21 protein-coding genes are annotated in these 26,090 nt (G+C 62.7%); 3 read left to right on the top strand and 18 right to left on the bottom strand.

What is annotated here, in order from left to right; all coding sequences use genetic code 11:
* Positions 1-12: 12 nt before the first annotated feature.
* From ACFZPT_RS10480 to ACFZPT_RS10425, 12 genes are read right to left on the bottom strand one after another with little or no spacing between them, the layout of a single operon-like run.
* Entirely contained in the window at positions 13-2,331 is a 2,319-nt protein-coding gene (locus tag ACFZPT_RS10480) for an MMPL family transporter (protein WP_099313091.1), read from the bottom strand.
* The gene (locus ACFZPT_RS10475) at positions 2,315-2,905 is read right to left on the bottom strand and encodes an outer membrane lipoprotein carrier protein LolA (RefSeq protein WP_034111453.1); all 591 of its coding nucleotides are present in this window, start codon (positions 2,903-2,905) and stop codon (positions 2,315-2,317) included. The genes ACFZPT_RS10480 and ACFZPT_RS10475 overlap by 17 nt, the downstream gene beginning before the upstream one ends.
* Positions 2,902-3,327 (bottom strand): thioesterase family protein, encoded by a 426-nt coding sequence (locus ACFZPT_RS10470; RefSeq protein ID WP_034095527.1) that lies wholly within the window; start codon positions 3,325-3,327, stop codon positions 2,902-2,904. Before ACFZPT_RS10470 ends, ACFZPT_RS10475 begins: the two co-directional genes overlap by 4 nt.
* Positions 3,320-4,861, bottom strand: a complete 1,542-nt coding sequence (gene hutH / locus ACFZPT_RS10465) for a histidine ammonia-lyase (protein WP_099313043.1) — start codon at positions 4,859-4,861, stop codon at positions 3,320-3,322. Before hutH ends, ACFZPT_RS10470 begins: the two co-directional genes overlap by 8 nt.
* Complete coding sequence (locus ACFZPT_RS10460; RefSeq protein WP_034111456.1) at positions 4,845-5,780, bottom strand: glycosyl transferase; 936 nt, start codon at positions 5,778-5,780, stop codon at positions 4,845-4,847. The genes hutH and ACFZPT_RS10460 overlap by 17 nt, the downstream gene beginning before the upstream one ends.
* Positions 5,777-6,511 carry a glycosyltransferase family 2 protein gene (locus ACFZPT_RS10455; RefSeq protein WP_034095530.1) on the bottom strand — a complete coding sequence of 245 codons (735 nt, stop codon included), beginning with the start codon at positions 6,509-6,511 and terminating at the stop codon, positions 5,777-5,779. Before ACFZPT_RS10455 ends, ACFZPT_RS10460 begins: the two co-directional genes overlap by 4 nt.
* Positions 6,504-8,168 carry an acyl-CoA synthetase family protein gene (locus ACFZPT_RS10450; RefSeq protein WP_099313044.1) on the bottom strand — a complete coding sequence of 555 codons (1,665 nt, stop codon included), beginning with the start codon at positions 8,166-8,168 and terminating at the stop codon, positions 6,504-6,506. Before ACFZPT_RS10450 ends, ACFZPT_RS10455 begins: the two co-directional genes overlap by 8 nt.
* A complete protein-coding gene (locus ACFZPT_RS10445) occupies positions 8,165-8,710 on the bottom strand; it encodes a membrane protein (protein ID WP_034111460.1) in 546 nt (181 codons plus the stop codon). The genes ACFZPT_RS10450 and ACFZPT_RS10445 overlap by 4 nt, the downstream gene beginning before the upstream one ends.
* Entirely contained in the window at positions 8,707-8,961 is a 255-nt protein-coding gene (locus ACFZPT_RS10440) for an acyl carrier protein (protein ID WP_003209389.1), read from the bottom strand. The genes ACFZPT_RS10445 and ACFZPT_RS10440 overlap by 4 nt, the downstream gene beginning before the upstream one ends.
* 9 nt (positions 8,962-8,970) lie before the next feature.
* Positions 8,971-9,240: a phosphopantetheine-binding protein gene (locus ACFZPT_RS10435; protein ID WP_034095533.1), complete on the bottom strand. Its 270-nt coding sequence runs from the start codon at positions 9,238-9,240 to the stop codon at positions 8,971-8,973.
* Positions 9,218-10,030, bottom strand: coding sequence for a 1-acyl-sn-glycerol-3-phosphate acyltransferase (locus tag ACFZPT_RS10430; RefSeq protein ID WP_034136601.1), 813 nt, complete (start codon positions 10,028-10,030; stop codon positions 9,218-9,220). Before ACFZPT_RS10430 ends, ACFZPT_RS10435 begins: the two co-directional genes overlap by 23 nt.
* Positions 10,006-10,725, bottom strand: a complete 720-nt coding sequence (locus tag ACFZPT_RS10425; RefSeq protein WP_034095535.1) for a beta-ketoacyl synthase chain length factor — start codon at positions 10,723-10,725, stop codon at positions 10,006-10,008. The genes ACFZPT_RS10430 and ACFZPT_RS10425 overlap by 25 nt, the downstream gene beginning before the upstream one ends.
* Positions 10,726-11,062: 337 nt before the next feature.
* Between ACFZPT_RS10425 and ACFZPT_RS10420 the strand changes: the two genes are divergently transcribed.
* Positions 11,063-11,833 (top strand): ParA family protein, encoded by a 771-nt coding sequence (locus ACFZPT_RS10420; RefSeq protein WP_034095536.1) that lies wholly within the window; start codon positions 11,063-11,065, stop codon positions 11,831-11,833.
* A 77-nt stretch (positions 11,834-11,910) separates the two neighbouring features.
* Here the strand turns inward: ACFZPT_RS10420 and trxC are convergent, their stop codons facing one another.
* From trxC to ACFZPT_RS10400, 4 genes are all read right to left on the bottom strand, one after another.
* Entirely contained in the window at positions 11,911-12,345 is a 435-nt protein-coding gene (trxC, locus tag ACFZPT_RS10415) for a thioredoxin TrxC (protein WP_034095537.1), read from the bottom strand.
* 87 nt (positions 12,346-12,432) lie between these two features.
* On the bottom strand, positions 12,433-13,896 hold the full coding sequence (gene selO, locus ACFZPT_RS10410; RefSeq protein ID WP_099313045.1) for a protein adenylyltransferase SelO: 1,464 nt from the start codon (positions 13,894-13,896) through the stop codon (positions 12,433-12,435).
* Between the two features lie 48 nt (positions 13,897-13,944).
* Positions 13,945-17,328, bottom strand: coding sequence for a mechanosensitive channel MscK (gene mscK, locus ACFZPT_RS10405; RefSeq protein WP_034095539.1), 3,384 nt, complete (start codon positions 17,326-17,328; stop codon positions 13,945-13,947).
* Between the two features lie 49 nt (positions 17,329-17,377).
* Positions 17,378-19,120, bottom strand: a complete 1,743-nt coding sequence (locus ACFZPT_RS10400) for a potassium/proton antiporter (RefSeq protein ID WP_034111465.1) — start codon at positions 19,118-19,120, stop codon at positions 17,378-17,380.
* Positions 19,121-19,591: 471 nt separating this feature from the next.
* Between ACFZPT_RS10400 and ACFZPT_RS10395 the strand changes: the two genes are divergently transcribed.
* Both ACFZPT_RS10395 and ACFZPT_RS10390 read left to right on the top strand, forming a co-directional pair.
* Complete coding sequence (locus ACFZPT_RS10395; RefSeq protein WP_034095541.1) at positions 19,592-19,822, top strand: hypothetical protein; 231 nt, start codon at positions 19,592-19,594, stop codon at positions 19,820-19,822.
* A complete protein-coding gene (locus ACFZPT_RS10390) occupies positions 19,819-20,109 on the top strand; it encodes a cell division protein ZapA (RefSeq protein WP_034111467.1) in 291 nt (96 codons plus the stop codon). Before ACFZPT_RS10395 ends, ACFZPT_RS10390 begins: the two co-directional genes overlap by 4 nt.
* Here ACFZPT_RS10390 and ACFZPT_RS10385 read toward each other — a convergent pair.
* Positions 20,106-21,908 (bottom strand): acyl-CoA dehydrogenase, encoded by a 1,803-nt coding sequence (locus ACFZPT_RS10385; protein ID WP_034095543.1) that lies wholly within the window; start codon positions 21,906-21,908, stop codon positions 20,106-20,108. The two genes, ACFZPT_RS10390 and ACFZPT_RS10385, sit on opposite strands and share 4 nt — an antisense overlap.
* A 204-nt stretch (positions 21,909-22,112) precedes the next feature.
* Positions 22,113-26,066 carry a trifunctional transcriptional regulator/proline dehydrogenase/L-glutamate gamma-semialdehyde dehydrogenase gene (gene putA / locus ACFZPT_RS10380; protein WP_034095544.1) on the bottom strand — a complete coding sequence of 1,318 codons (3,954 nt, stop codon included), beginning with the start codon at positions 26,064-26,066 and terminating at the stop codon, positions 22,113-22,115.
* Positions 26,067-26,090 lie beyond the last annotated feature (24 nt).

The following is a 26,090-nucleotide window of genomic DNA, read 5'->3' as shown; positions in this document are numbered from 1 at the left end:
CGATAATCACATTCATAAGGCATGTTTCTGCTGGCCGGCCCAGGGCGCCAGCATAAAGCTGAACGCCAGGCCCAGGCTGACCGATAGACCGAAATTACTGACTGCGGGTGTACTCGACACTGCCAGCAGGCCGAACGACAACCATGTCGTCAGCGCCGCCAGCAGTGTTCCTAACAGGCTGACCGCAGCGCCGCCGATCTGTTCGCGCATCAGGATCGCGTAGTCGACACTGATCGCCGTCACCAGCAGCAGGCCGAACAGGCTGAACAACGTCAACGGCTGGCCCAGCCAACCGAGGCTGGCCAGGCTGCACAGCGCGGCGAGCAATGGCAGCGCGACGATACGCAACGCACCGCCGAGGCCAAATGGCACGATCAGCAGGATGACGATCAACCCGCACGACAGCAGTTTCAATTCAGCGGCGCTGATCTGCGTGGCGGCGAACACCCGATTCAAGTCGCCCAGGCGATCCACCAGTTGCACGCCTGGCAGGTCCGCCGCCTGCGCGTGCAGCAACGCCGGGTTGTTCAAGCCTTGCAGGCTGACCATCGCCGCCACACCGCCGTCCACCGGGCCCAGCCACAGGGTGCGCCAGGGTTCGGCCAGCGGGCCCGCTAAGGCGGCATCGATATCTTCGGTGGGCAGGGCCTGCAATTGCGCGATTTCGGCGTGCAGGGCACTGGCGGGAACGCCGAGGTCCAGCAGCGGCTGCCAATGCTGCGGCAGGCGGTTCAACGCGTCACGCACTTGCTGTTGCTCGGCGGGGCGACTGACCAATTGGTTGAGGGCCAGGTAGCCTTGCAGTTTGTTCATGTTCACCAGTTGATCCAGGCGCTGGCCCAGCGTGTCCAGGCGCTCCAGCAACTGGGGTTGATCCGGCGCGCGCACCAGAAAGAACTGGCTGGTGGGCTGGAACCCGGTGATGCGCGCCACGGCCTGGGCCTCCTGGAGCAACTGCGGCGGCGCGCCGATCCATTGGCGAATGTCGTTCTTGGTGTTCAGCTGCCACAGGCCGCCCGCGCAAAACAGCAGCACCAGTGCCAGCAATACGGCACTCGGGACACGCTTGAGCAAGGCAACGCGCAGTTGCCACAGGCGTTCGGCGATGCGCAGCGGCCATTGCGCCGGGCGCAGTTCGACGCCATTGAGCAGCGCCGGCAACAGGCACACCGCCGACAGGTAGGCACCCACCAGCCCGGCGGCGGAGAACACGGCGATCTGGGTCAGTGCCGGGAACGGTGTCCAGGCCAGCGCCAGGTAGCCGATGCAACTGGTCGCCAGGCTCAGGCTCAGCCCCGGTAGCGTCAGGCGCAGCGCCGGCCAACTGCGCCACGGTTGCAGGCTCCAGCTTTTGGACAGGTAGTGCAGCGGGTAATCCACGGCCACGCCGATCAGGCTGGAACCCAGCACCAACGTCATCACATGCATATGGTCGAACAGCGCCACACACGCCACCGCGCCGAACAACATCCCCACCAGTACCGGCACGAATGCCAGCAGCACGCGCCAACGCCGGAACGCCAGCAACAGCAGCAACAGGATGCCCACGGTCGCACCGCCGCCGACCCAGGTGATTTCGCGAGTGGCCTGTTGCTGACCGTTGGCGGCGTACAACAGGCCGCTGGCGGCGAGCAATTGCGCGCCATGCTCGCCGGCCTCGGCGCGGCTGGCTTGGAGCAGGTCCGCCACGCGCAGTGGCAGGTGCATGTCGAAGGCGTTGCCGGTGGTGCGCGCGCGCAGCAGCACCCAGCTCTTGCCGTCGGCATCGGCAATCAGCGCGCCGCTGCCGATGTCCAGTTGCACCGAGCCACGTTGCGGCTGGCTGTTCTGTATGCGTCCGGTCAGGCCCAGCCAATCCTCCTGGCTGGGCACCAGGCTGAACCCGGTGAAGGGGTCGAACAGCGCCTGCACCCGCTGCTGAATGAAGGCGTCGGGGTGTTCGATCAACTGTTCGCGGTCTTTGCCCGACAGCATCGCCAGGCGCCCGCGCAGCAGTTGCTCGCGCAGCGCCGGCAGGTCGGCTTGCAGGTTCCACTGCACTGTTTCAAACAGGCCGCTGGCCTGCCAGCGCTCGCCCAATTGCCGGGCCACGGCCACCGCCTGCGGGCGGTCGGTGTGGCCCACCAGCACCAGCATCTCGCGGTTCAGCGGCTCCTGCATGCGCTGCTCGGCTTGCAGTTCCAGGGCATCCGGCGTGCTGCCGGGCACCAGCTCCATCAGGTTGGCCGACAGCGGCGCGCCATGACGCCACTGCCAGCCGGCCAGGGCCAGCACGGCCACCAGCAGGATCAGGAACAGGCGCGGCAACTGGCGCTCACAGAGCAAAGTCATGCTGCTGCGCATCGCTGAGGGGAAGGTCGGCGCGGCTGTCCTGCATGCGCAGTACGGTGCTGTCGCCCTGGGTTTCCAGCAATTCGATGGTCTGCACCAGCGCGCCGCCATTGATGTTGATCTGGTTGAACACCTGCTTGAGCAGCAGCGAGCGTGGGATCAAGGTCAGCGTCCATTGCGTGGCCTCGCCTTGAAGGTGCAGCTCGAAGTCCCGTTGCAGGCCGCTGCTGTCGCCCTGTAGCACGGCGAGGAACAAGCGATTCTGCTCGGCGCCGGCGCTCTTGTTCGGCAGCAGCTGCCAGCCATTGGCATCACGGCGGGCGATGCCTTGGGCGCTGATGCGGTAATCCTGTTGCAGCGGCGTCTTGAGCAGCCACAGCAGGCCGTGGTCCTTGGCCAGGACGAAGGTGCCTTTGCTGACCAATGGCTGCGGCAGGGCGCGCAGGTGTTTTTCCTGGATAAAGCTGCCTTGGACCACCGAGGGCTTGGCCAACTGATCGCTGAGTTGTTGCAGGTCGAAGGCGTGGGCTTGAAGCGACAGCAGCAACGCGCCAAGGAAGGTGATCAGTTTCATGACAAGGCCCTGTCGACGGCGTCGGTGAAGACTTTGGGGGACGCCAGCTGCATCTCGCGAGTGGCGATTTCTACCGCCACCTGTACGGTGCTGGCGCGGGTCAGGCGCTCGCCGCTAGCCCGGTCGGTGATCAGGTAATTGACCTTCAAGCGGTTCTCCCACTCCACCAGGCTGGCGCGCACGTTGAGGGTCTGGCCGAACACCGCCCCGCGCACATAGCGCAGCTGCATGTCGATGACCGGCCAGGCATAGCCCGAGTCGAGCATGTGCGTGTAGTTGTGACCGATCTTGTCCAGCAGCGCGCAGCGTGCCACTTCCAGGTATTTCACGTAGTGCCCGTGCCACACCACGTGCATGGTGTCGACATCGAAAAACGGCACGAGGATCTCGGTGTCGCAGTGCAACACGCCCTGACTACGCATGCAGCCTCCAGTGTTGTTCGGCGATGCGTTGCAGACACAGGCGCAGCTCGCCTTCCAGAGCGCGGTCTTCGATCACCGGCGGGAAGTCCTTGGCCAGTTCCGCGTGCATGGCCGCCAGGGCCGGTGGCAGCTGGCGGGCATCGTCGGCCTGGGCACGCAGCCACACGCCTTGATTGGCGGCCAGCAGGGTGGCGGCGGCAACCTGCTCGGTCAGCTCCAGCACGCGGATCGCATCGCGGGCGGCGATGGTGCCCATGCTGACTTTGTCTTGGTTGTGGCATTCGGTGGAACGTGAGAACACGCTGGCCGGCATGGTGTTTTTCAGCGCTTCGGCGGTCCAGGCGCTGGTGCCGATCTGCACCGCCTTGAAGCCGTGGTTGATCATGGCGCGATCCGCCGGCGCGCCGGACAGGTTGCTCGGCAGGCCGTGGTTGTAGCGCACATCCACCAGCAGGGCGAGTTGGCGGTCGAGCAGGTCGGCGACGTTGGCCACCAGGGTCTTGAGGCTGTCCATGGCAAAAGCGATATGCCCGCCGTAGAAGTGCCCGCCGTGCAGCACGCGTTCTTCTTCGGCGTCGATGATCGGGTTGTCGTTAGCGCTATTGAGCTCGGTCTCGATAAACCCGCGCAACCAGCCCAGGCTGTCGGCCAGCACCCCAAGCACATGGGGCGCGCAGCGCAGCGAGTAGCGATCCTGCAGGCGATGCAGCGGCGCGGTCGGTGCGTCGATGGCCAAGTCCTGGCGCAACCACGCGGCGACTTGCATCTGACCGGGGTGCGGCTTGGCGGCGAACAGGCGTTCGTCAAAGTGCTCGGGGTTACCTTGCAGCGCCACCACGTTCAGCGCGGTAATGCGCGTGGCCAGTTGCAGCAGATAGTCGGCGCGGGCAAACGCCAGGCACGCCAGGCCGGTCATTACGGCGGTGCCGTTCATCAAGGCCAGGGCTTCCTTGGGGCGCAGCACCAGCGGCTGCCAGCCCAGTTCGCGATGCACATCGGCGGCCGCGCGGCGCTCGCCACGGAACAGCACCTCACGCTCGCCGGACAGCGTCGCCGCCACATAGGACAGCGGCGTCAGGTCGCCGCTGGCGCCCACCGAGCCTTCTTCCGGGATCAGCGGCAGTACGTCGTGTTCCAGAAACGCTTGCAGGCGCTCCAGCAGTTCAACGCGCACCCCGGACACGCCGTGGCACAGCGACTGCAAGCGCGCGGCCAGCACCGCACGGGTGGCCTGGGCGTCGAGCAATTTGCCCAAGCCGCAGCCGTGAAAGGTGTACAGGTGACGGGGCAGGGCTTCGACATGCTGCAACGGTACCGCCACCACGCAAGAGTCGCCGTAGCCGGTGGTCACGCCGTAGATCACGCCTTCCTTGTCCAGCAGCGAGTCGAGGAACTGCGCGCCCTTGGCGATGCGCTGGCGATAGGCCGCGTCGCCTTGCAACTGGGTAGGCACCTGACGGTTGGCCAGGGCCAGCACGTCTTCGATGCGCAGGGGGCGTTCGCCAAAGGTTACCGGCTCAAGATGCGTCGTCATCGGTCTTCCAGAAAGGGTAAAAGTTGAACCATTGTTGGGGCGCTTCCAGACAGAAATCGGCCAGGCGCGCGGCGTAGCGTGAGGTCCACTGGGCGATGACCTGCTCGCGGGTGCTGCGTTTCCATTCGATCAATGGCGCGAACGGCTCGATGGTCAGGCGATAACGGCCATTGTGCTTGAGGCACATCAGCAGGTTCACCGGGCAGTTGAGCAGGCCGGCCAAGAGCCAAGGGCCCTGGGGAAATGCGGCGGCATGCCCGAGGAAATCCACGCGCACCGTGCGCCCGCCGTGCAGCGGCACGCGGTCGCCGGCAATTGCCAGCCATTCGCCTTCGTCCAGGCGCTGGCTGAGCAACAGCATGGTGGCCGGGTCCAGCTCGCTGACCTGGATCAGGCGCAAATGGGTCGCGCCGGCTTCGCCCAGCAAACGGTTGAAACGTTCGGCGTGCTTGGTGTGTACCAGCACGTTCATGGTCACTTGTTCGCCGATTTCCGCCAGGGCGCGGCACACTTCCAGATTGCCCAGGTGCGCCCCCACCAGCATCTGCCCGCGCTCGCCGCGCAATTGCCCGCGTAGCTTGGCCGGGTCGTCGATGTCGATTTGTTCGATGCGCAGCTTGCCGTTCCACACATCGAGCTTGTCGAGCAGGGCGTCGGCGAAGGCCATGAACTGGCCGAAGACTTTTCTATGGGAGGGGCGCAGTTCATCGCGCCCGCTCCACTCGGCCAGGCGTTGCTGGTACTGCCAGGCGCTCTGGCGCGCGGTGCGGCCGAACACGAAGAAGTACAACACGATGCCGTACAGCACCGGGCTCAGCAGGCGCCGGCCCAGCACTTTGGCGGCGAACGCGGTGAGTTTCATCAGCCAGTAGCTGCCGCGTTCTTCGCGGTCGGCCCAGTGCTTGGTGCTGTCGCTCATGCCTGCCACCGCCGCCACAGGATCATCGGCGCGCGCACCAGCATGCCGAAGAACAAACGCGTGTGCATGGCGCTGATGCGCACGTTGTCGTGGAACAGCCGGAAGTGCGACAGTCCATCGGCCGGGTAGTGGACTTGGGTGGGCAGCCAGCGCATTGGTTGGTTGCGCCAGGCCAGGCGTACCAGGATGTCCGAGTCGAAGTCCATGCGCGTGCCGATGTAGGCCGAGTCCATCAGTGCCAACACCGGGGCCAGCGGGTACACGCGAAAGCCGCACATCGAGTCGCGGATCTGCAGCGACAGGGTGTTGATCCACACCCACACATGGGTCAGGTAGCGAGCGTACAGGCGGCCTTTGGGCACGCTGTCGTCGTATTCGGGGTAGCCGCAGATCAGCGCGTCGGGCTGGCGGCGGGAGGCGTCGATAAAGGTCTCGACTTCGCGCAGGTCGTGCTGGCCGTCGGCATCGACCTGCAAGGCATGGGTAAAGCCCTGGCGTGCGGCCTCACGAAAACCGGCCATCACCGCACCGCCCTTGCCCTGGTTGTGGGGCAGGGTGACCAGGCTGACGTTGTCCAGAGTGGCCAACTGCGCCAGCACCGCTGCGCAGGCCGGGCTGCTGCCATCGTCCACCAACAGGCACGGCAGGCCGCTTTTCAACAGGCTATGGACCACGGCGGGCACGGCGGCTTCGTGGTTATAGACCGGGATCAGGGCGCAGGGCTTATGCATGGGCGGCTTCCAGTTGGATGCGGCCGCTGGAACAGGCCGCGATGCCGTTGCGGTAGGCGAAATACAGCTTGCCGCGCTCTGCGTCGAAGCGCAGGTGCAGTTCGATCCGGTCGCCCGGGCGTATCAGTTGCTGGAACTTGAGCACTTCCATGCCGGCAAAGGTCGTCGGCAAATCCAGCAGTTGTTGGCCGAGGTTGAATGCCCACTCCACCTGCACCACTCCCGGCAATACCGGAGTGACCGGGAAATGCCCGCTGAAATAGGCTAGGTCCGGCGGCACGCTCAGTTGCAGTGTCCACTCGCCGTTAGCTTCAACCTGTTCCAACACCTGCGGCGCCTTGGGCCGTGGCGCCATGAGCAGCGCCGCCACGTCGGCCTGGGGCAGTTTGCCTTGGGCGTTGAGTGGCAATTGACTCAGCAGGCGCCAGCGGCGTGGCAGGGCCAGGGCTTCGCAATGTTGGCTCAAGTGCTGTCGCAGGGTCTGGGTAACGCTGCGCCGGCCCTGATTGCGCAATGCATGCAGGCCGGCGGCGCTCAGCACCACCAGCGCGCCGAGGGACGCGCGGCTTTCCTGAACCACGCCCAATCGCGTTTCGGCGACCCATGGATGGGTCATCAAGGCCTGTTCGAGCATGGGCAGGGAGATACGTTTTTCTTCCAGCTTGACGATGCGGTCCAGACGTCCCAGCAGCTCGAAGCGGCCATCGGCATGCAGGCGTGCGGCGTCGGCGGTCTGCTCGATATGCCCAGGGGGCAGGTACGGCGACGCGATGCGCAGGGCGCCGTCGGCATCCTGGCTCAGGTGCACATCGGCAAACGGCTGCCAAGGTTGATTGCCCTGGCGCCAGGCGATGCCGCCGGTTTCCGAACTGCCGAGGATTTCAGTGGGCCATTGTTGCAGGCGTTCATACAGACTGCTGGCGGCTTCCACCGGCAGCGCACCGCCGGATGAGAACACCCGCGCCACTTGGCTCAATGCCGGCCAATCGAGGTTGTCGCCCATGCGCTTGAGCAGCGCCGGGCTGGCCACCCAGGCGAACCGGGCGTGTTCGCGGCTGGCGCGCTGCAAATCTTCGGGGAAGGCCAGTTGTTGACGTACAAATGTGCGACCGGCGCACAGCGGCCACAACACGCGGAACAGCAAGCCGTAGATATGCTGCGTGGCGACACTGCCGACGATGCAGGCACCGTCGAGGTCGGCGCCCCACAAGGTTTCCAGGGCCTGCACTTCGTTGGCCAACTGGCGCAGGGTCTTGTCGATGCGCTTGGGTTCGCCGCTGGAGCCGGAGGTGCACAGGCTCAATTGGCAGGTGTCCAGGTCCAGCGCGGACGGGCTCAGGGCGGCCTGATACAAGGCGTCGAGGTCCGCGGCCTCGGTCAGCCAGGCGTCGACGGTGTCGGCCCAGCGTTGACGGGTTTGGGGTTGCAGGTCGGCGGGCAGCAACACGCTGGCCCCGGCACGCCAGGCGCCCAGCAAGGCGATTGCCAGCAGGCCGGCATCTTCCAGGTGCACGGCCACGCGTTGGATGCCACGGCGTTGCAGCCCGGCGCCCAGGCGCAAGGCCTGGTCCCACAGTTGGGCGTGATTCAGGCCTGCGCACACCGAACGCTGCGCCACCGGCTCAAGCAACAGATGCTCAAGGTTCAACCAATTCATACGCGGCCCCGCACCCTTTGTCGTACCAGCCATTCCACGGCAAACAGCAGCCCCATCAGCCCGTAGGCGATCAGGCCGTTGTACAACGTCCACCAGCTCAGCGGTGCCCACAAGGTGAGGGCGGCCGCGAGCAGGCCGTTAGCTAAGAAGAAAACACTCCAGACCACCGTGACCTGGCGCGTGTACACAATTGCCTCGGGGGGCAGTTGCGGTTCCGTCATCCGCGCCAGGCGCTCAACAATCGGTGGGCCGTATTTCAGGCTCAAGCCGAACAGCGTGAGCATGAACGCGCTGACCAGGCTCGGGTACCAGCGCAGCAGCTGCGGGTTGTCGAACCAGGCCAGCAACAGGCAGAACACGATCACCGCCACCGCCATCCAACGGCTGCCAGGGCGCCGCGCAGCGGTGAGCGCCCGCAACAGCCATAGGCTGCCCAGCAGCAGGCCGAATTGCCACGGCGCAAAATGCTCGGTGCCGTAATACACCGCGAAGGGGTACAGCAGCCCCGCCAGCAACAGGCCAAGGCCGATCAGCCGGCTCATGCGGCTGGTTGGACCAGACGGTACACCGCCTCAACCACATCGTTCACGGTGCGCACGGCCTTGAATTCCTCGGCAGCAATCTTCTTGCCGGTCTGGCGCTTGATATGGTCGATCAGGTCCACCGCATCGATGCTGTCGATTTCCAGGTCCTGGTACAGGTTGGCGTCGAGGGTCACGCGTTCAGGTTCCAATTCGAACAGTTCCACCAAGGCATCGCGCAGGGTGTTGAAAATATCGTCACGAGTTTGCATGGTCCGGTCTCAAGCTGCCTGGCGGGCCGTGACGAACGCCGCAAGGCTGGCCACGTTGGTGAAGTGGTTGCGAGTGTCCTTGGCGTCGGCGTCGATCTTGATGCCGTACTTTTTCTGGATGGCCAGGCCCAGTTCCAGGGCGTCCACCGAATCCAGGCCCAAGCCTTCGCCGAACAGGATCTGGTCGCTGGGGATATCGTCCGCGCCGATGTCTTCCAGGCCCAGGGCCTCGATGATCAGCGTCTTTATGTCGTGCTCAAGGCGTTGTTTGTCGCTCATCTTCGGCGAGCTCCTTAATGAAATAGTGGTGCAGGTAATCGTTGAGCTTGCGTGAAGCCTGGGGCGCGGGGCCCAGTGCAGCGAACGCCTGTGGTTCTATATCGGCGCCAACCCGCAAACTGAAGTGCACGCGGCGTTTAGGAATGCGATACCAGGGTTCGGCCTTGGTCAGGGTGGTGGGGCTGACCTTGATCACAACGGGGGTGATGATTGTCGCACCTCGCAATGCAATGGCGGCGCCCCCGCGATGAAAGGCCGGCGCGGCACCGGGAGTGGTGCGGGTGCCTTCGGGAAAGATGATCAGGGTTTGCCCGCTTTGCAGGGCAGCGGCGGCGGCATCGAGCATTTCGGCGCTGCCGTCGTTGCTGATATAGCCGGCGTCGCGCACCGGCCCGCGGGTGAAGGGGTTCTGCCACAGGCTCTGCTTGACCACGCAATTGGCCTGGCGCACCAGACCGATCAGAAACACCACATCGATCAGCGACGGGTGGTTGGCAATAATCATCTGGCCGGGACGGCCGAGTTTTTCCGCGCCTTCGACGCTATAAGTCAGCACGCCCGCGCGTTGCATCAGGCGAATAAAGAACCAGAACAACCAACTGATGGTGTGCCGCGCGCGCCCTCGATGCCGGGCCGCACTGCCTGGCAGGCAACTGAGCAGGGGGAACACCAGCAGGCGCAAGCACAACCCACCGAAACCGAACAGCACGAAGCTGGCAGCGGTGGCGAACAGGCGCCAGTAGTAGGCGTCCCGGGGCTTGTTGGTCATGGCTTGCGTTGCCAATTCCATACGCGGTTCTTCCAGGCATGTTGGCAGGCACCCTGGTCGGTGAGCAGGGCGCGCAGCAGGTTCAGGGCGTGGGGCCACTGGGTTTGAGTGGCTTGGACAGTGCCGGTGGTGAGTTCCAGTTGCCACTCGTCGCCTGGGGTGAGCAACAGGCCGAGTGCATATGGAAACGGCACGTCATGGATCCAACTGGTATAGGCGGCGGGCGGTTGTTCTTCGGTGATCACCAGCAGCACCGCCGGCGCGCCTTCCTGGAGCAGCGCGGCGGCTTCGAGCAGACCGTGTTCCAGGCCGTCGCCGGCGGCAGCGAGGGCGGTCATTTCGCTGGTTTCATTGCGCAGGATCGACCACAGGCCGATCACGGCGTTGTGCACCGATAGGCTGAACTGGGTCGGCGACAGCGGTTGTTCGTGGGCCAGGTCGCTGAGGATATCGAGGGTGCGCGGGGTTTCGCCGTGGCGCGAAATGAACACCAGCGGCAGGTCTTGAAGGCCCTCGGCCAGCGGCCAGCCCACACTGAACGCCATGCGCGCCAGACGGCTCAAACGCCGACGTTGTATTGCGGGCAGAAATGACACATCGGGAGAAGCTTCGCTTTCAGGCAGCAACACCGGGGCCTGGCACCACGCGTGCCAGTCGTCCGCACTCTCCAGGCCAGGGGCCCAGGCGCGCCATTGGGCGATGTTGAAATTGATCACTGAGAAGTTATCCCGCCCCTGCGGGCTTCCATGTGCGGCATTTGGCCCCGAATACCGGGACAGGCAGCAAGCGCCGAATGGCGCGCATTATCCGGGTGCCGTGGGGTTCTAGCAAACATTGGTAAAAAATTGTTCAAGGCCGATTACAAAATCGTGGGAAAGATTTGCAGATTGTCCGTTACCCAGGCGCTAGTTGGGCTGTCGGACCCTTCCTAAACCTTCGTGTGTGACGTACTACGGCTTTCGGTCGATGCAGCAGTGCATGGATGAACGAGGTAGCTAACAGGCGCTTTTGCCCTCTACACTCGGACATTCATTGATACACGGAGGTTTTTCCATGCGGCGTGTGGTGTTCAATCAGAAAGGCGGCGTGGGCAAATCCAGCATCGCCTGCAACCTGGCGGCGGTCAGCGCCAGCGAAGGCTATCGAACCCTGTTGGTTGACCTGGATGCACAAGCCAACTCTACCCAGTACCTGACCGGCCTGACTGGGGACGATATCCCCATGGGAATCGCCGATTTTTTCAAGCAAACCCTGTCTTCCGGACCGTTTTCCAAGAAGAACAAGGTGGATATCTACGAAACGCCCTTCGATAACCTGCATGTGATCACTGCCACCGCCGAGTTGGCGGACCTGCAGCCCAAGCTCGAAGCCAAGCACAAGATCAATAAATTGCGAAAACTGCTGGACGAGCTGGACGGCGATTACGACCGCATTTACCTCGATACCCCGCCAGCCTTGAATTTTTATGCGGTTTCGGCGCTGATTGCCGCTGATCGCGTATTGATCCCCTTCGATTGCGACAGTTTCTCGCGCCAGGCGCTGTATGGTCTGTTGGCGGAAATCGAAGAGTTGAAAGAAGACCATAACGAAGGGCTGGAAGTAGAAGGCATTGTGGTCAACCAATTCCAGGCCCGCGCCAGCTTGCCGCAACAGATGCTCGACGAGTTGATCGCCGAAGGCCTGCCGGTGCTGCCGGTGTACCTGGCCAGTTCGGTACGCATGCGCGAGTCGCACCAGGAAAGTCGCCCGCTGATCCACCTGGACCCACGGCATAAGCTGACTCAGCAATTTGTGGAACTGCATAACCTGCTGGAAAACGCCTGACCTTCAAGCGCCACACAGATCCAAGGTGGGAGGGGGGTTGCCCCCCACCCACGGCGTCCAGCATTGTCTCGGTGCGGTTATATCCCCTGGCTACGCAACCAGCTCATCAATTGCGGCAGCGGAAACGCACCGCTCTGGCGCGCCACTTCGCGGCCGTTCTTGAACAGGATCAAGCTGGGGATCGAGCGAATCCCCAATTGCGCTGACAACTGCTGGTTGGCCTCGCTGTCGAGCTTGGCCAGGCGGCACTTGCCTTCCAGCTGACCGGCTGCTTGTTCAAACACCGGCGCAAACGACTTGCATGGCCCGCACCAGTCGGCCCACACGTCTACCAACAGCGGCAGATCGCCCTTGATCTGGCTGGCGTAGTCGCCTTGCTTCAACTCAAACGGCTTGTTCAGCAATACGGGTTGCTTGCAACGCCCGCATTTGGGCGCATCCCCCAGGCGTTCGCCGGGGATGCGGTTGAGGCCGTTGCAATGGGGGCAAGGGATGACAAGAGGTTCGGACATGATGGGCTCCTGGGATGGCCAATGGATTCTATTTGGCGCCGCCGCCGGTGTTTATCAAGGTAGCCAGCAGCGGGCTACCTCTCGATTTCACGACGAGCAACTGATTTCCAGGTGTTTGCCCCAATCCGGAGGCCGTTGCGCGTACTGTTCCATGCCTGCCTGCACCTCGAACGGCTGGCTCAGCACCTCATGTAGCCGCCGCACTTCGCTGTAATCGCCTGACTCGGCGGCGGTAATGGCGTTTTGTGCGAGGTAGTTACGCAGGATGTACAGCGGGTTGACCGCGTGCATGCGTTCGCGGCGTTGTTCTTCGGTGTAGTCGCCGTCCCGTGTGATCCGCGCTGTGTACAGCTTGGCCCAGGCATCGAACCCGGCCAGGTCGACAAAGTCATCACGCAAGCGGCTCACGGCCAGCGCGGCCGGTTCATCCCCCAGGCGGCGGAAGAACAAGGTGTAGTCCACGCCACTGTTCTGCATCAGTTGCAGCAGGCGTTCCACCAGTTTCTGGTCAGCCTCTTCGGCCGTGGTAAGGCCCAGGCGGCGGCGCATCAAGTCCAGGTAATGGGCTTGGTACAGCGGCAGGAATAAACCCAGCGTTTCCTTCAAGGCATCGACGCTGATAAACGGCGTGAGCGCCTGGGCCAGCGCGCTGAGGTTCCACTGGCCAATCGGCACCTGGTTGCTGAAGGAATAGCGCCCTTCATGGTCGGAATGGTTGCAGATGAAGTGCGCGTCGAAATCATCCAGAAACGCAAACGGCCCGAAGTCGAAGGTAATGCCCAGGATCGACATATTGTCAGTGTTCATCACCCCGTGGCAGAAACCATAGGCCTGCCATTTAGCGATCAGTTCGGCGTTGCGCTCGACGATTTCGCGGAACATCGCCAGGTACGGCTCCGGCTGTTCGCGGCATTCGGGGTAGTGCAGGTTGAGTACGTGCTCGGCCAGTTGCGCCAACTGCTCGGACTTTTGGGTGTAATAGAAATATTCGAAATGCCCGAAGCGGATATGGCTCGGCGCCAGGCGCAGCAGCATGGCGCCGCGCTCCTGTTTCTCGCGCCATACCGGTGTGTCGGAGCCGATCACGCACAGCGCGCGGCTGCTGGGGATGCCCAGCGCGTGCAGCGCCTCGGATGCCAGAAACTCACGGATCGACGAGCGCAAAACCGCGCGGCCATCGCCCATGCGTGAGTAAGGTGTCATTCCCGCACCTTTGAGGTGCAGGTCCCAGTGCTCGCCGGCGGCGTTGTATGCCTCGCCCAGCAGCAAGCCGCGGCCATCGCCCAGTTGTGGGCTGTAGCCGCCGAACTGATGGCCGGAATACACCATCGCCCGCGGCTCTGCTTCGGCCCACAGTTTGTGGCCGCCAAACAGCTCGGCGAACAGCGGCGTGTCGGCCACCGATGGGTCGAGATCGAGCAAGGCCATGGCCCCAGGACTGGCCACTACCAGGCGCGGCTTGTCGAGAGGTTCGGGCAGAACGTGGGTTGAAAACGCGTCGCCCAGGCGTGCGAAGCGGTTGTCGAAGGTCAGGTCGTCGAGGGCTTTCACCGGCCATCTCCAGCAGAATGTCCGAGCATTCTGCTGGGGATAGAGGGTTTAGTCGAGTTTGCTTGGCGGCGGTTCCGGTGCATCGACGACTTTGCCGGCGGGCGGCTCGGGGGCATCCGTGCTCGGTTGCGCGCCGACGATGGTCTTACGCTCGTCTTCCACCGGCACCAGTTTGTACTCCTGGCCGTGCATATTCTTGAGGTACACCTCCATCTGCCGGAACGAGATGTTGATGTGCTGTTTCTTGAATTCGCGGTTGATGTAGCGGTTGACCTCGTCCAGCACCGGGTTGCGGTCGCCCAGGTCGCGCACATGCATGCGCAGTTCGTGGTCCAGGGTGCTTTCGCCGAAGTTGAGGAAGTACACGTGGGGTTCCGGATCTTTCAGAACCCGTGGGTTTTCCCTGGCGGCCTTGAGTAACAATTCCTTCACCAGGTCCAGGTCGGAGCCGTAGTCCACCCCCAGTTTCAAGGTCACGCGGGTGATGGTGTCGGTCAGCGACCAGTTGATCAGTTGCCCGGTGATGAAGGTTTTGTTCGGGACAATGATGTCCTTGCGATCGAAGTCGGTGATGGTTGTGGCGCGGATGCGGATCTTGCTCACCGTGCCCGACAGGTTGCCGATGGTGATGGTGTCGCCGATACGCACCGGGCGTTCGAACAGAATCATGATGCCGGAGATAAAGTTGGCGAAGATCTCCTGCATACCGAAGCCCAACCCCACCGACAGCGCCGCCACCAGCCATTGCAACTTGTCCCAGCTCACGCCGAGGGTAGACAGGGTCGAGACAAAGCCCACGCCGGCAATGATGTAGGACAGCAAGGTAGTGGTGGCGTAGGCGCTGCCCTGGGCCAGATCCAGTTTGGACAGCACCAACACTTCCAGCAGGCCGGGCAGGTTGCGCGCCAGGGCGAAGGTGATGCCGATGATGATCAGCGCGCCGAGCAAATCGCCGATGCTGATAGGCACCATGCTGATATTCGCACCGGTGCCGCTGGTGTATTCGTACAGGGTAACGTTGTCCAGGTAGGAAAATACCGAGATCAGGTCCGACCACACCCAGTACAACGCCGCAATAAAGCCGCCGAGCAGGGCCAGGCGGATCAGGCGCATGGACTGTTCGTTGACCTGTTCGATATCCAGCGTCGGCTCTTCGATCACCGCTTCGCCATCGCCGGCCTCTTTGGCCGCCTGACGTTTGGCCAGGGCGCGGGAGTAGGCCAGGCGACGGGCCGCCACGCCGAGGCCGCGGACGAAGGTGGCTTCGATCACCAGCCAGAACATCAGCAGGTACAGGGTATTGATCAAGCGGTCGCTGAGTTTGAGGGCGGTGTAGTAGTAGCCGAAGCACACCGCGATAAACAGTGCGATAGGCAGCGCGGTAAACAACAGGCCCACGGCTTTGCGAAACAACGATGCCTTTTCATGGGTGGGGCTGTTGAGCAGCAGGCGACCCAGCAGCCAGGCCATCAGCGCGTAGCAGGTCAGCACCACGCCGATGCCCAGCACGTCGTCGGCCAGCGCCGCCGGTTGGTGCTCGGCGATAGCGACCACGGCCACCAGGGCCAATACCACTAGACCGAGTTTGCGCACCCAGCCCTGGAGGAATTCGACCTGGGGTTTTTCCCAGCGGAAATGCAGTTCCGCCACGCCGCCGGGCGCGAGAATCCGGTAAGCGGTGTAGAAAACCAACCACGCCTGGGCCAATTGCAGCAGGGCCGAGCCCAGGTTGGCGTTCTGCCCGCGTGCGTCGATCTGCAGCGCGTAGCCGCACAAGGCCAGGCCCAGGGACACCGGCATTGCCAGCAAAATATTGATCAAAATGGCCTGCGGCGTATGCCACTGGCTGTCGCGCTTGAAGTGGCCGATGTCCAGATGGACCTTATTCAGGCGCTGATACAGAGCCTTGCGGCGCCACAGCAGCGCGCCGATCAACAGCAGCAGCGGCAGGAACAGCAGCGGGCGCTGGGTCAGGCCGTCATACAATTCGCTGACGCTGGACGCCCATGGCAGGGTGGTGATTTGCTTGCTCAGGTGCGCCGGTACGGTTTCCAGCCACTCGGTGTCCAGCGGCTTGTTGCTGGGAATCCAGAACATCTGCTCGTCCAGCGTCGCGCGCAGGGTGGTGGCGGTGCTGAGCAGTTGTTTCTGGTTCAGTTGCAGGGTGATGGATTCGTTCAGCAACGCGCTCAACTCGCGGCTCAGGCGTTCAAGCAAGTCGCTGCGGGTGATCGCCAGTTCCAGCAGGGTGCGCCGCAGTTGCGGAGTCACGTCGTCCGGGGGCTGGTTGGCCAGCAGGTTATCCACATAAGCGCTGGGGGAGCTGATCAGCTCGCGCTGCTGGTTGACCTCAAACTGGTACAGCCGAATGTTGGCGATATCGTCCGCCAGGTCGCGGTCCACCGTGAGACGCGGCAGGGCTTGTTTCTGTTTGTAGAGAATCTTGGACAGCAGCAGGCTGCCCTTGAGCACGTTGATCTGCTCGTCCAGTGCTGAATCGCTCTGAGTGACGGCGTCCAGCTGTTGCTTGGTTTGCAGGTTTTTCTGCGTCAGGTCGTTGAGACGGTCGGTGCTTTTGAGCAGGTAGTCGGACAGCTTCAGGTTGGCTGCGCTTTCCGTGGCCAGCAGGCTGCTGCCGCCGGCTTTCTGCGCCTCGATGGACTGTTGGGTCACCGTCTGCTGGCTCTGGGCCAGACGCTTCTGATTGATCAGGGTTTGCAGGTCCTGGATTTCCTGTTCCAGGCGCGCGGTCTTTTCTTGGATCAGGTCGTGCTGGCTGTTGCCCAGGTCTTGCAACTGACTGTTGCCCGCCAGTTCCTGACGACGCAGCGGGATCAGTGCATTCAGGGCCGCCAATTCAGCGTTCAACTGATTGCGTTGGTCGCTGCTCAGGGCTTTGCCGTTGTCCTTGCCGGACTTGAGGGTGGCGTTGATCTGCTGGATGCGCGTCTGGCTGCTGCTGATTTCGGTCTGGGCGCGCTCTGGGCGGGTTTGGGCGGCGATGGTCAGGCTGTTGGCGTCGGCCAGTTCTTTTTGCAGGTCGCCTTGCTGAGTGCTGCGCTGCACCAGCAGCTGTTCCAACTGCGGGATCGGCAGGCTGGCATAACGCTGGGCCACGGGAATGATTTTGGTGGCCTTGAGCCGTGTCAGCTCGCGCTGGTTTTCGCTGGTCTGGCGCGGGGCGTCGTCCAGCTGGCGCTTGAGATCGACCAGGCGTTGCTCGTAATCCTGCTTGTTGCTCAGATACGTGAGGGTTTGCTGCAGGATGGTCTGCAGCGCCTTCATATCGGCGTCGGGCAGTTTGCGGTCGGGCAGCTTGTCCAGGGATTGCTGGATGGCGTCGGCGCTGGGCGGGTCGGCGGCGTAAACATTACCGACGCAAAGGGTCAGACCCAGCAGGGCAGTGGCGAGAAAAGAGCGCAGGATTGGCATAGAGACCGGTCGAGCTAGTGAAGAATCGGGGGCGTTGTCGCCCCGCAGTTTAGAGGAAGAGTCCGGGGCCCGGGCGACTTCCTTCGGGGAATCTGACGCCCACTTTGCCGATCTTGTTCCCGTCCATGACCGCGACGGTCCAGATGGTGTTGTTCCACTCCACCTGGTCGCCCACCACCGGGGCGCCCCCGACCTTTTGGGTGATGAACTGGCTCAGCGGCGTATCCGGGTCGATACCTTCGAGCTTGAGGCCATACAGCGCCGACACCGCGCCTAGCTGGGCGTCGCCTTCCAACACGAAATCGCCGAAGAAGCGCAGGTCCAGACCACGCTGCGGCGCCTGGCTGAACAGCTTGCCCAGGGCCGGCAGGTTGTGTTCGTGGCCGATTACGCAGAGCAGATCATCGACTTCCAGCACCGTACTACCCGACGGATGGAGCAGTTGCTGGCCACGAAACAGGGCGGCGATGCGCGTGCCTTCGGGCATTTTCAGCTCGCGCAGGGCCGCGCCGATGCACCATTTCTCCGCGCCCAGGCGGTAGACGAACAGCTCCCACTCGCTGGTGACATGCACTTCCAGCGCCGCGCGGGAGATCGGCGCCGGGTCCGGCGGCACTGTGACTTTAAGCAGCTTGGCCACCCACGGCAGGCTCGTGCCCTGTACCAGCAGCGACACCAGCACGATAAAGAACGCCAGGTTGAAATACAGCTGGGCATGGGGCAGGCCAGCCATCAACGGGAACACCGCCAGAATGATCGGCACCGCGCCGCGCAGGCCGACCCAGGCGATAAAGGCTTTTTCACGGCCGTGGAAGGCCTTGAAGGGCAGCAGGCCGACCATCACCGACAACGGTCGCGCGAGGAGGATCATCCACAGCGCCAGGCCCAGGGCCGGCAGGGCGATGGGCAGCAGATCGTGGGGCGTGACCAGCAGGCCCAGCACCAGGAACATGCCGATCTGCGCCAGCCAAGCCATGCCATCGAGCATATGCAAGATGCCGTGACGGCTGCGCACCGGGCGGTTGCCGATCACCAGGCCGCACAGGTACACGGCGAGGAAGCCGCTGCCGTGGAAGGCGTTGGTCAGGGCAAAGACGAACAGGCCGCCGGCGATCACCAGAATCGGATAGAGGCCAGTGGCCAGGTTGATGCGATTGACCATCTGCAACATCAGCCAGCCGCCGCCCAATCCGACCAGGCCGCCGATGCCGAATTCGCGCACCAGGTGGGTCAGTAGGCTCCAGTGCAGGCCGGTCTGGCCACTGGCGAGCATGTCGATCAGGGTGACAGTGAGAAACACCGCCATCGGGTCGTTGCTGCCGGATTCGATTTCCAGACTGGCGCTGACCCGTTCGTTCAAACCCTTGCCGCCCAGCAGCGAGAACACCGCCGCGGCGTCCGTGGAGCCGACAATCGCGCCGATCAGCAAGCCTTGGATAATGTTGAGGTTGAACAGCCAGGCCGCCGCCATGCCGGTGAGGCCGGTGGTAATCAACACCCCCACCGTGGCCAGCGACAAGGCCGGCCACAGCGCCACGCGGAAACTCGCCACTCGGGTTCGCAAGCCGCCGTCGAGCAGGATCACGGCCAATGCGAGGTTGCCCACCAGGTAGGCGGTCGGATAGTTGTCGAAGATGATGCCGCCGCCGTCGACGCCGGCGACCATGCCCACGGCCAGGATAATCACCAGAATCGGGATGCCCAGGCGTGATGAAAGAGAACTCACCAGAATGCTCGCACTCACCAGCAACGCGCCGATCAAGAACAGGCTGTTGATGGTCGTCGCATTCAAAGGCAGTACTCCATGAGTAGATACAAAAAGACGGGGCGCAAACTGACCATGCAGTCTGCGTGCCAGGGATTCTAACCTGTTGAATTGCCGCCCTGTCAAAAAGCTTTTCATGGCGTTTAAATGTGGAAGGGGGGTTGCCGCCCCGACAGGTTCACCGAAAAATCCAAGGGCGCGCTTCGCGGCCCAGCGCAGGGCAAGCCTGCTCACCACAAAAAACTGGCTAGCTTCTGTGATGAACGAGCTTGCATCGCTATCGGTGGTACGACCAAAGCAGTGAAGAGTGCCTTGGGTTTTTGTCGCACCTGACGAGGGGTTAGCGGATTCAGGAACCAGATGGGGGAAATGCAGTCACTAAGGCTCGAAAGCGTGGCTCCACCCTGAAGAACCGGGCTGCGCGCCGGGGATAAGCCTGGCATCCGAGGTGAATTTTCTTTATCGTCACCGCCCTTTTAAAACGCTCGAGAAATCAAAATGTTAGAAGCATCCCTCAGCCAATTGGAACAACTGGTCAATGACCTGGTACAGCAAAACCAGGACCTGCTGGGCAGCAATGAATCCCTCAAGGCAGAACTTGCCCGCGCCAAGGATGAAAACGACAGCCTGCAACTGAACCTGATGGAGCAGGAAGAAAAACACGGTGCTACTGCCGCGCGTATTCAGGCATTGGTTGAGCGCGTGAGCGCAGGTCCTGTGGGCGCATGAACGAAGGGATAAAGGTCGTTTCGATTCTCGGAGAGGATTACTCGATCAAGGCGCCGCCCGGGGAAGACAAAACCCTGATGCACGCCGTGACCATGCTCAAGGCTTCCCTGGCCACCACCAAGAAAAAGTACCCGACCCTGATCGGTGACAAATTACTGGTGCTGGCGGCGCTGAACCTGTGCGCCGAGCAGATCGAAATGCAGCAGGCTCATCAGCAGGAACTCGACCGTTACCAAGAGCAAGTCAGCGCCACGGTCGAGGTGATTTCCAAGGCGATCCAGCCTTAGAACCATTCATCCTGCATCCCCAGGCACGTATCGTCCCGTGCTTCCAGAATCGCCAGTTCATGATGGCAGCTCGGTACTTCCCAGGTCAGGAAGTACCGGGCGGCCTGGAGCTTGCCTTTATAGAACCCTGCATCCGCTGCATTGCCCTTGGCCAGTCCTTCTTCGGCGCGAATCGCTTGTTCCAGCCAGCGCCAGCCAATCACCGTATGCCCGAACACCTTCAAGTACAGCGCCGAGTTCGCCAGGCTGCTGTTGACCTTGCCTTGGGCGAGATCCGTCAACAAACCGAGGGTGACGCTTTGCAGTCTGTTAAGCAGGTGTTCCAGCGGTTCACGCAACGCGGTGAGTGACGGGTACTGCTGGGCCCGCGCGCCGGTGTCGGCGATCAGGCGGATCAGTTGCTTGAGCCCCGCGCCGCCGTTCTGCGCCAGCTTGCGCCCCAGCAAGTCCAGGGACTGGATGCCATGGGTGCCCTCGTGGATCGGGTTCAAACGGTTGTCACGGTAATATTGCTCCACCGGGTATTCACGGGTGTAGCCGTGGCCGCCGAGAATCTGGATCGCCAGCTCGTTGGCCTTGAGGCAGAACTCCGATGGCCAGGATTTGACGATAGGGGTGAGCAGGTCCAGCAATTCGTGGGCCTGTTTGCGTTCCGCTTCATCGGCCAGGGTGGTGGTGTCATCGAACAAGCGCGCCGCGTAGAGGCCCAGATCGAAGGCACCTTCCACGTAGGATTTTTGCGTCAGCAGCATGCGCTTGATGTCCGCGTGCTGAATGATCGAGACCGGCGCAGTCGTAGGATCTTTACTGTCAGGTAGACGACCTTGCGGGCGTTCGCGGGCGTATTCCAGCGAGTACAGGTAGCCGGCGTAGCCGAGCATCACCGCGCCCATGCCCACGCCGATGCGCGCCTCGTTCATCATCTGGAACATGCAGCTCAGGCCCTGGTGCGGCTTGCCCACCAAATAGCCCACGCAGTTGCCGTTGTCGCCGAAATTCAGCGCCGTGGACGTGGTGCCACGCCAGCCCATCTTGTGAAATAGCCCCGCCAGCAACACATCGTTACGCGCGCCCAGGCTACCGTCGTCGTTGACCAGGAATTTAGGCACGATAAACAGCGAAATGCCCTTCACCCCCGGCGGCGCATCCGGCAACTTGGCCAGCACCATGTGCACGATGTTTTCCGACAACGGATGATCGCCGCCGGAAATAAAGATCTTGTTGCCTTTGAGGCGATAGGTGCCGTCGGCCGCGGGCTCGGCGCGTGTACGAATATCCGACAGCGACGAGCCTGCATGGGGCTCGGTCAACGCCATGGTGCCGAAGAAGCGCCCCTCGATCATGGGCTGCAAGAAGCGCTGTTTCTGCTCTTCAGTACCGAAGCTTTCGATCAGGTTGGCCGCGCCCATGGTCAGGAACGGATACGACGTGGACGCCGCGTTGGCCGACTGAAAGTGCGCAAAACAGGCTTGGGACAGCAGGGTCGGCAATTGCATGCCGCCGGCCTCGAAGCTACGCGCCGCGTTGAGAAAACCGGCCTCCAGAAACGCATCCACGGCCGGTTTGACCTCCGGGATCAGGATGGCCTTGCCGTCCTCGTAGCGCGGTTCGTTTTCGTCGTTTTTACGGTTATGGGGCGCGAAGTACTTTTCGGCGATGCTGCGCGCGGTGCTGATGGCCGCATCGAAGGTTTCGCGGTTGTGCTCGGCAAACCGCTCGCGCTGGGTCAGGCCCTCGGCATCGAGGACTTCGTACAGCTCGAAAGCCAGATTGCGGGAACTGAGCAGCGTCTCGGACATGGCGGATTACCTTTAGAGGAATTGGCCCGAGTCTAAGCGTGCGAATTAAGGGTGAATAGCAAGATTGATCTAAGTGATGGAGCGGCAGAATGTGGGAGGGGGCTTGCCCCCGATAGCAGTGTGTCAGTGCCCGAGGTACTGACTGATACTCCACTATCGGGGGCAAGCCCCCTCCCACAATGTCTAGCGGTATTTCTTTCAGGGTTAGCCGATGGTCATCAGGCTGGCGTTACCGCCCGCCGCAGCGGTGTTGACGCTCAACGCTCGCTCGATCACCAGGCGCTCCAACGCAATGGAAGTTTCGCCCTGGGACAAACCATGCACGCCGACGATCGCCCCACCACGCTGCGCCACTTGCTGGCACACCGCGCGCAATTGGTCAGAGTCGCCGTGGTGCAGAACGGCATCAAACACCACATCGTCCTTGGTCCAATCGGCCACGCGCTTGATCTTCGCCTGAATGTCTTTCGGCAGGCGTGGGAACAAGGCCTTGGTCAGGTCGGTTTCCGGCCATACCGCCGAGCCACCCACCGCCAGTACCGCAGCCAACTGAGTCAGCAGGTCACCTTCCACGTCCGCCAGGCACAGCACATGCTCGCGGGGCAGGATGGCGTAGCTGTTGCGCTCGCCGGTCGGGCCCGTCAGTTGGCGGGTGATACCGCTTTGCGATTGCGCGGCGAACTGGCTGCACAGCACGCTCAGCTCGCTGAACTTTTGGCTGTCGGCCCAGGCTTTAAGGGCTGTCAGCGGTTGGCTCATGGCATCGCGCAGACGTACGTCCGGCGCCGCCAACTTGTCGGCGCGCACGAAGGATTGCTCGATTGCATCGGTAGGACGAGTCGACAGCAAACGGTACAGGTACAGCGGGCCACCGGCTTTCGGGCCAGTCCCCGACAGGCCTTCACCGCCGAACGGCTGCACGCCGACCACAGCACCCACGATGTTGCGGTTGACGTAGACGTTACCGGCGTGAACGTTGTCGATCACTTTGGCGATGGTCTCGTCGATGCGCGTGTGCACACCCAGGGTCAGGCCGTAGCCGGACGCATTGATCTGGCCGATCAACTGGTCGATCTCTTTACGCTTGTAGCGGACTACGTGCAGTACCGGGCCGAAGATCTCGCGTTGCAGCTCGTCGAAGCTTTCCAGTTCGATCAGGGTGGGCATCACAAAGGTGCCGCGCTTGATTTCTTCGGCGTCGGCGATCGCCACCTGGTACACGTTGCGGCCTTTGTCGCGCATGGCCTGGATGTGCTTCTCGATGCCGGCCTTGGCTTCGGCGTCGATCACCGGGCCGATGTCCACGGACAAGCGCTCCGGGTTGCCCAGGCGGCATTCAGCCATGGCTCCTTTGAGCATTTCGATGACGCGGTCTGCGGAGTCTTCCTGCAGGCACAGCACGCGCAGGGCCGAGCAACGCTGACCGGCGCTGTCGAAGGCCGACGACACCACATCGATCACTACTTGTTCAGTGAGTGCGGAGGAGTCGACGATCATCGCGTTCTGGCCACCGGTTTCGGCGATCAGCGGAATCGGACGACCCTGGGCATCCAGACGCCCGGCCACATTGCGCTGCAGCAGGCGCGCCACTTCGGTGGAACCGGTGAACATCACGCCTTTGACGCGATCATCACCCACCAGGCGGGCACCGACGGTTTCGCCCTGGCCCGGCAGCAGTTGCAGCACGCCTTCCGGAATACCGGCTTCCAGCAGGATGCGCACGGCCTGGGCTGCCACCAGCGGGGTTTGCTCGGCAGGTTTGGCCAGTACCGGGTTGCCGGCGGCCAGTGCCGCGGCGACTTGACCACTGAAGATCGCCAGCGGGAAGTTCCACGGGCTGATGCACACCACCGGGCCCAGTGGGCGGTGGGCGTCGTTGGTGAAATCGTTGCGCGCCTGCACCGCGTAGTAGCGCAGGAAGTCCACGGCTTCACGCACTTCGGCGATGGCGTTGGCAAAGGTCTTGCCGGCTTCGCGGGCCAGCAGCCCCATCAATGGCTGGATCTCGCCTTCCATCAGGTCGGCGGCGCGTTCCAGAATCGCGGCGCGCTCGGCCGGCGGGGTGGCCTGCCAGATCGGGCCGGCATTGATCGCGCATTGGATGGCGTTGTCGACGTCTTCGACAGTGGCTTCCTGAACCTGACCGACCACATCGCGCAGGTCGGATGGGTTCAATACCGCGGTCGACGTTTGCTCGCTGGACGCGCAACCAAGCATCGGTGCGGCTTTCCAGTTGTTGTGGGCGGTGGCCAGCAGGGCGCAGGACAACGAGGCCAGGCGGTGTTCGTTGGCCAGGTCGATACCGGCCGAGTTGGCGCGGTCGCTGCCATACAGGTCGCGCGGCAGCGGAATGCGTGGGTGCGGCAAGCCGAAGCCGCCTTCCACCGTCGCCATTTGCTCGATGCTGGCCACTGGGTCGGCCACCAGTTCCTGGATCGAAATCGACTGGTCGGCGATGCGGTTGACGAACGAGGTGTTCGCGCCGTTTTCCAACAGGCGACGTACCAGGTAGGCCAAGAGTGTTTCATGGGTGCCGACCGGGGCGTACACGCGGCACGGACGGTTCAGCTTGCCGTCGGCAACCTTACCGACTACCTGCTCGTACAACGGTTCGCCCATGCCGTGCAGGCACTGGAACTCGTACTGGCCGGGGTAATAGTTCTGACCGGCGATATGGTAGATGGCCGACAAGGTGTGGGCGTTATGCGTGGCGAACTGCGGGTAGATGACTTCCGGCACCGACAGCAGTTTGCGCGCGCAAGCGATGTAGGAAACGTCGGTGTACACCTTGCGGGTGTATACCGGGTAGCCTTCCAGGCCTTCGACCTGGGCGCGCTTGATTTCGCTGTCCCAGTACGCGCCTTTTACCAGGCGGATCATCAGGCGGTGGCGGCTGCGGCGGGCCAGGTCGATCACGTAATCGATCACGTACGGGCAACGCTTCTGATAAGCCTGGATCACGAAGCCGATGCCGTTCCAGCCGGTCAGTTGCGGCTCGAAGCACAGGCGTTCCAGCAGATCCAGGGACAATTCCAGGCGGTCGGCTTCTTCGGCATCGATGTTCAGGCCGATGTCGTACTGCTTGGCCAGCAGAGTCAGGGACAGCAGGCGCGGGTACAGCTCGTCCATCACGCGCTCGTACTGCGCACGGCTGTAACGCGGGTGCAGCGCCGACAGCTTGATGGAGATGCCCGGGCCTTCATAAATTCCACGGCCGTGGGAGGCTTTGCCGATGGAGTGAATAGCTTGTTCGTACGAGGCCAGATATTTCTGGGCGTCGTGTTCGGTGAGTGCGGCTTCACCGAGCATGTCGTAGGAGTAACGGAAGCCCTTGGCTTCGAACTTGCTGGCGTTGGCTAACGCTTCGGCGATGGTCTCGCCGGTGACGAACTGTTCGCCCATCAAGCGCATGGCCATGTCGACGCCCTTGCGGATCATCGGTTCGCCGCTCTTGCCGATGATGCGGCTCAGGGAAGAGGTCAGGCCGGCTTCGTTATGGGTAGAGACCAGTTTGCCGGTCAGCAGCAGGCCCCAGGTGGCGGCGTTGACGAACAGCGACGGGCTGTTGCCCAGGTGCGGCTGCCAGTTGCCGGTGCTGATCTTGTCGCGGATCAGTGCGTCGCGGGTGCCCTTGTCCGGGATGCGCAGCAGCGCTTCGGCCAGGCACATCAGCGCCACGCCTTCCTGGGAGGACAGGGAAAACTCCTGCAGCAGGCCCTGAACAATCCCGGCACGGCCGCCGACACTCTTCTGATTGCGCAATTTCTCGGCAATGGTAGCGGCCAGTTTGTTGGTGGCTTCGGCCATTGGCGCCGGGAGGCGGGCCTGTTCGATCAGCATCGGCACCACTTCCGGCTCGGGGCGACGGTAAGCGGCGGTGATCGACGCGCGCAGTACGGACTGCGGCAGGATGCTTTCGGCGAACTCAAGGAAGCACTGGTGAGCGTGGTCGGTCTGGACCTCGCCTACGTCGTCTGCGTCTTTGCTGCTCAAACCATTGAGTTCGGTCAGGGTTGCACCACCCTCCAGTTTCTCCAGGTAATTGAAAATCGCCTGCTTGATCAGCCAGTGCGGCGTGCGATCAATGGAGGTCGCGGCAGCCTTCAGGCGTTCGCGGGTCGGGTCGTCGAGTTTGACCCCAAGGGTGGTCGTCGCCATTTTCTTATCCTCATGGGTGCCACT

Source organism: Pseudomonas sp. MD330_10 (assembly GCF_042610415.1).
GTDB lineage: Bacteria > Pseudomonadota > Gammaproteobacteria > Pseudomonadales > Pseudomonadaceae > Aquipseudomonas > Aquipseudomonas rhodesiae.
The sequence above is the reverse complement of the archived record's forward strand: the minus strand, read 5'-3'. Positions and strand labels throughout refer to the sequence as shown.

What these genes read in the sequence shown, in the direction of transcription:
- ACFZPT_RS10455 (WP_034095530.1), bottom strand. Translation starts at nt 6,511, where the DNA reads ATGCATAAGCCCTGCGCCCTGATCCCGGTCTATAACCACGAAGCCGCC.
- trxC (WP_034095537.1), bottom strand. Translation starts at nt 12,345, where the DNA reads ATGTCCGAACCTCTTGTCATCCCTTGCCCCCATTGCAACGGCCTCAAC.
- ACFZPT_RS10470 (WP_034095527.1), bottom strand. Translation starts at nt 3,327, where the DNA reads ATGCGTAGTCAGGGCGTGTTGCACTGCGACACCGAGATCCTCGTGCCG.
- hutH (WP_099313043.1), bottom strand. Translation starts at nt 4,861, where the DNA reads ATGACGACGCATCTTGAGCCGGTAACCTTTGGCGAACGCCCCCTGCGC.
- mscK (WP_034095539.1), bottom strand. Translation starts at nt 17,328, where the DNA reads ATGCCAATCCTGCGCTCTTTTCTCGCCACTGCCCTGCTGGGTCTGACC.
- ACFZPT_RS10440 (WP_003209389.1), bottom strand. Translation starts at nt 8,961, where the DNA reads ATGCAAACTCGTGACGATATTTTCAACACCCTGCGCGATGCCTTGGTG.
- ACFZPT_RS10435 (WP_034095533.1), bottom strand. Translation starts at nt 9,240, where the DNA reads ATGAGCGACAAACAACGCCTTGAGCACGACATAAAGACGCTGATCATC.
- ACFZPT_RS10480 (WP_099313091.1), bottom strand. Translation starts at nt 2,331, where the DNA reads ATGACTTTGCTCTGTGAGCGCCAGTTGCCGCGCCTGTTCCTGATCCTG.
- ACFZPT_RS10420 (WP_034095536.1), top strand. Translation starts at nt 11,063, where the DNA reads ATGCGGCGTGTGGTGTTCAATCAGAAAGGCGGCGTGGGCAAATCCAGC.
- ACFZPT_RS10460 (WP_034111456.1), bottom strand. Translation starts at nt 5,780, where the DNA reads ATGAGCGACAGCACCAAGCACTGGGCCGACCGCGAAGAACGCGGCAGC.
- putA (WP_034095544.1), bottom strand. Translation starts at nt 26,066, where the DNA reads ATGGCGACGACCACCCTTGGGGTCAAACTCGACGACCCGACCCGCGAA.
- ACFZPT_RS10395 (WP_034095541.1), top strand. Translation starts at nt 19,592, where the DNA reads ATGTTAGAAGCATCCCTCAGCCAATTGGAACAACTGGTCAATGACCTG.
- ACFZPT_RS10475 (WP_034111453.1), bottom strand. Translation starts at nt 2,905, where the DNA reads ATGAAACTGATCACCTTCCTTGGCGCGTTGCTGCTGTCGCTTCAAGCC.
- ACFZPT_RS10390 (WP_034111467.1), top strand. Translation starts at nt 19,819, where the DNA reads ATGAACGAAGGGATAAAGGTCGTTTCGATTCTCGGAGAGGATTACTCG.
- ACFZPT_RS10430 (WP_034136601.1), bottom strand. Translation starts at nt 10,030, where the DNA reads ATGGAATTGGCAACGCAAGCCATGACCAACAAGCCCCGGGACGCCTAC.
- ACFZPT_RS10385 (WP_034095543.1), bottom strand. Translation starts at nt 21,908, where the DNA reads ATGTCCGAGACGCTGCTCAGTTCCCGCAATCTGGCTTTCGAGCTGTAC.
- ACFZPT_RS10445 (WP_034111460.1), bottom strand. Translation starts at nt 8,710, where the DNA reads ATGAGCCGGCTGATCGGCCTTGGCCTGTTGCTGGCGGGGCTGCTGTAC.
- ACFZPT_RS10450 (WP_099313044.1), bottom strand. Translation starts at nt 8,168, where the DNA reads ATGAATTGGTTGAACCTTGAGCATCTGTTGCTTGAGCCGGTGGCGCAG.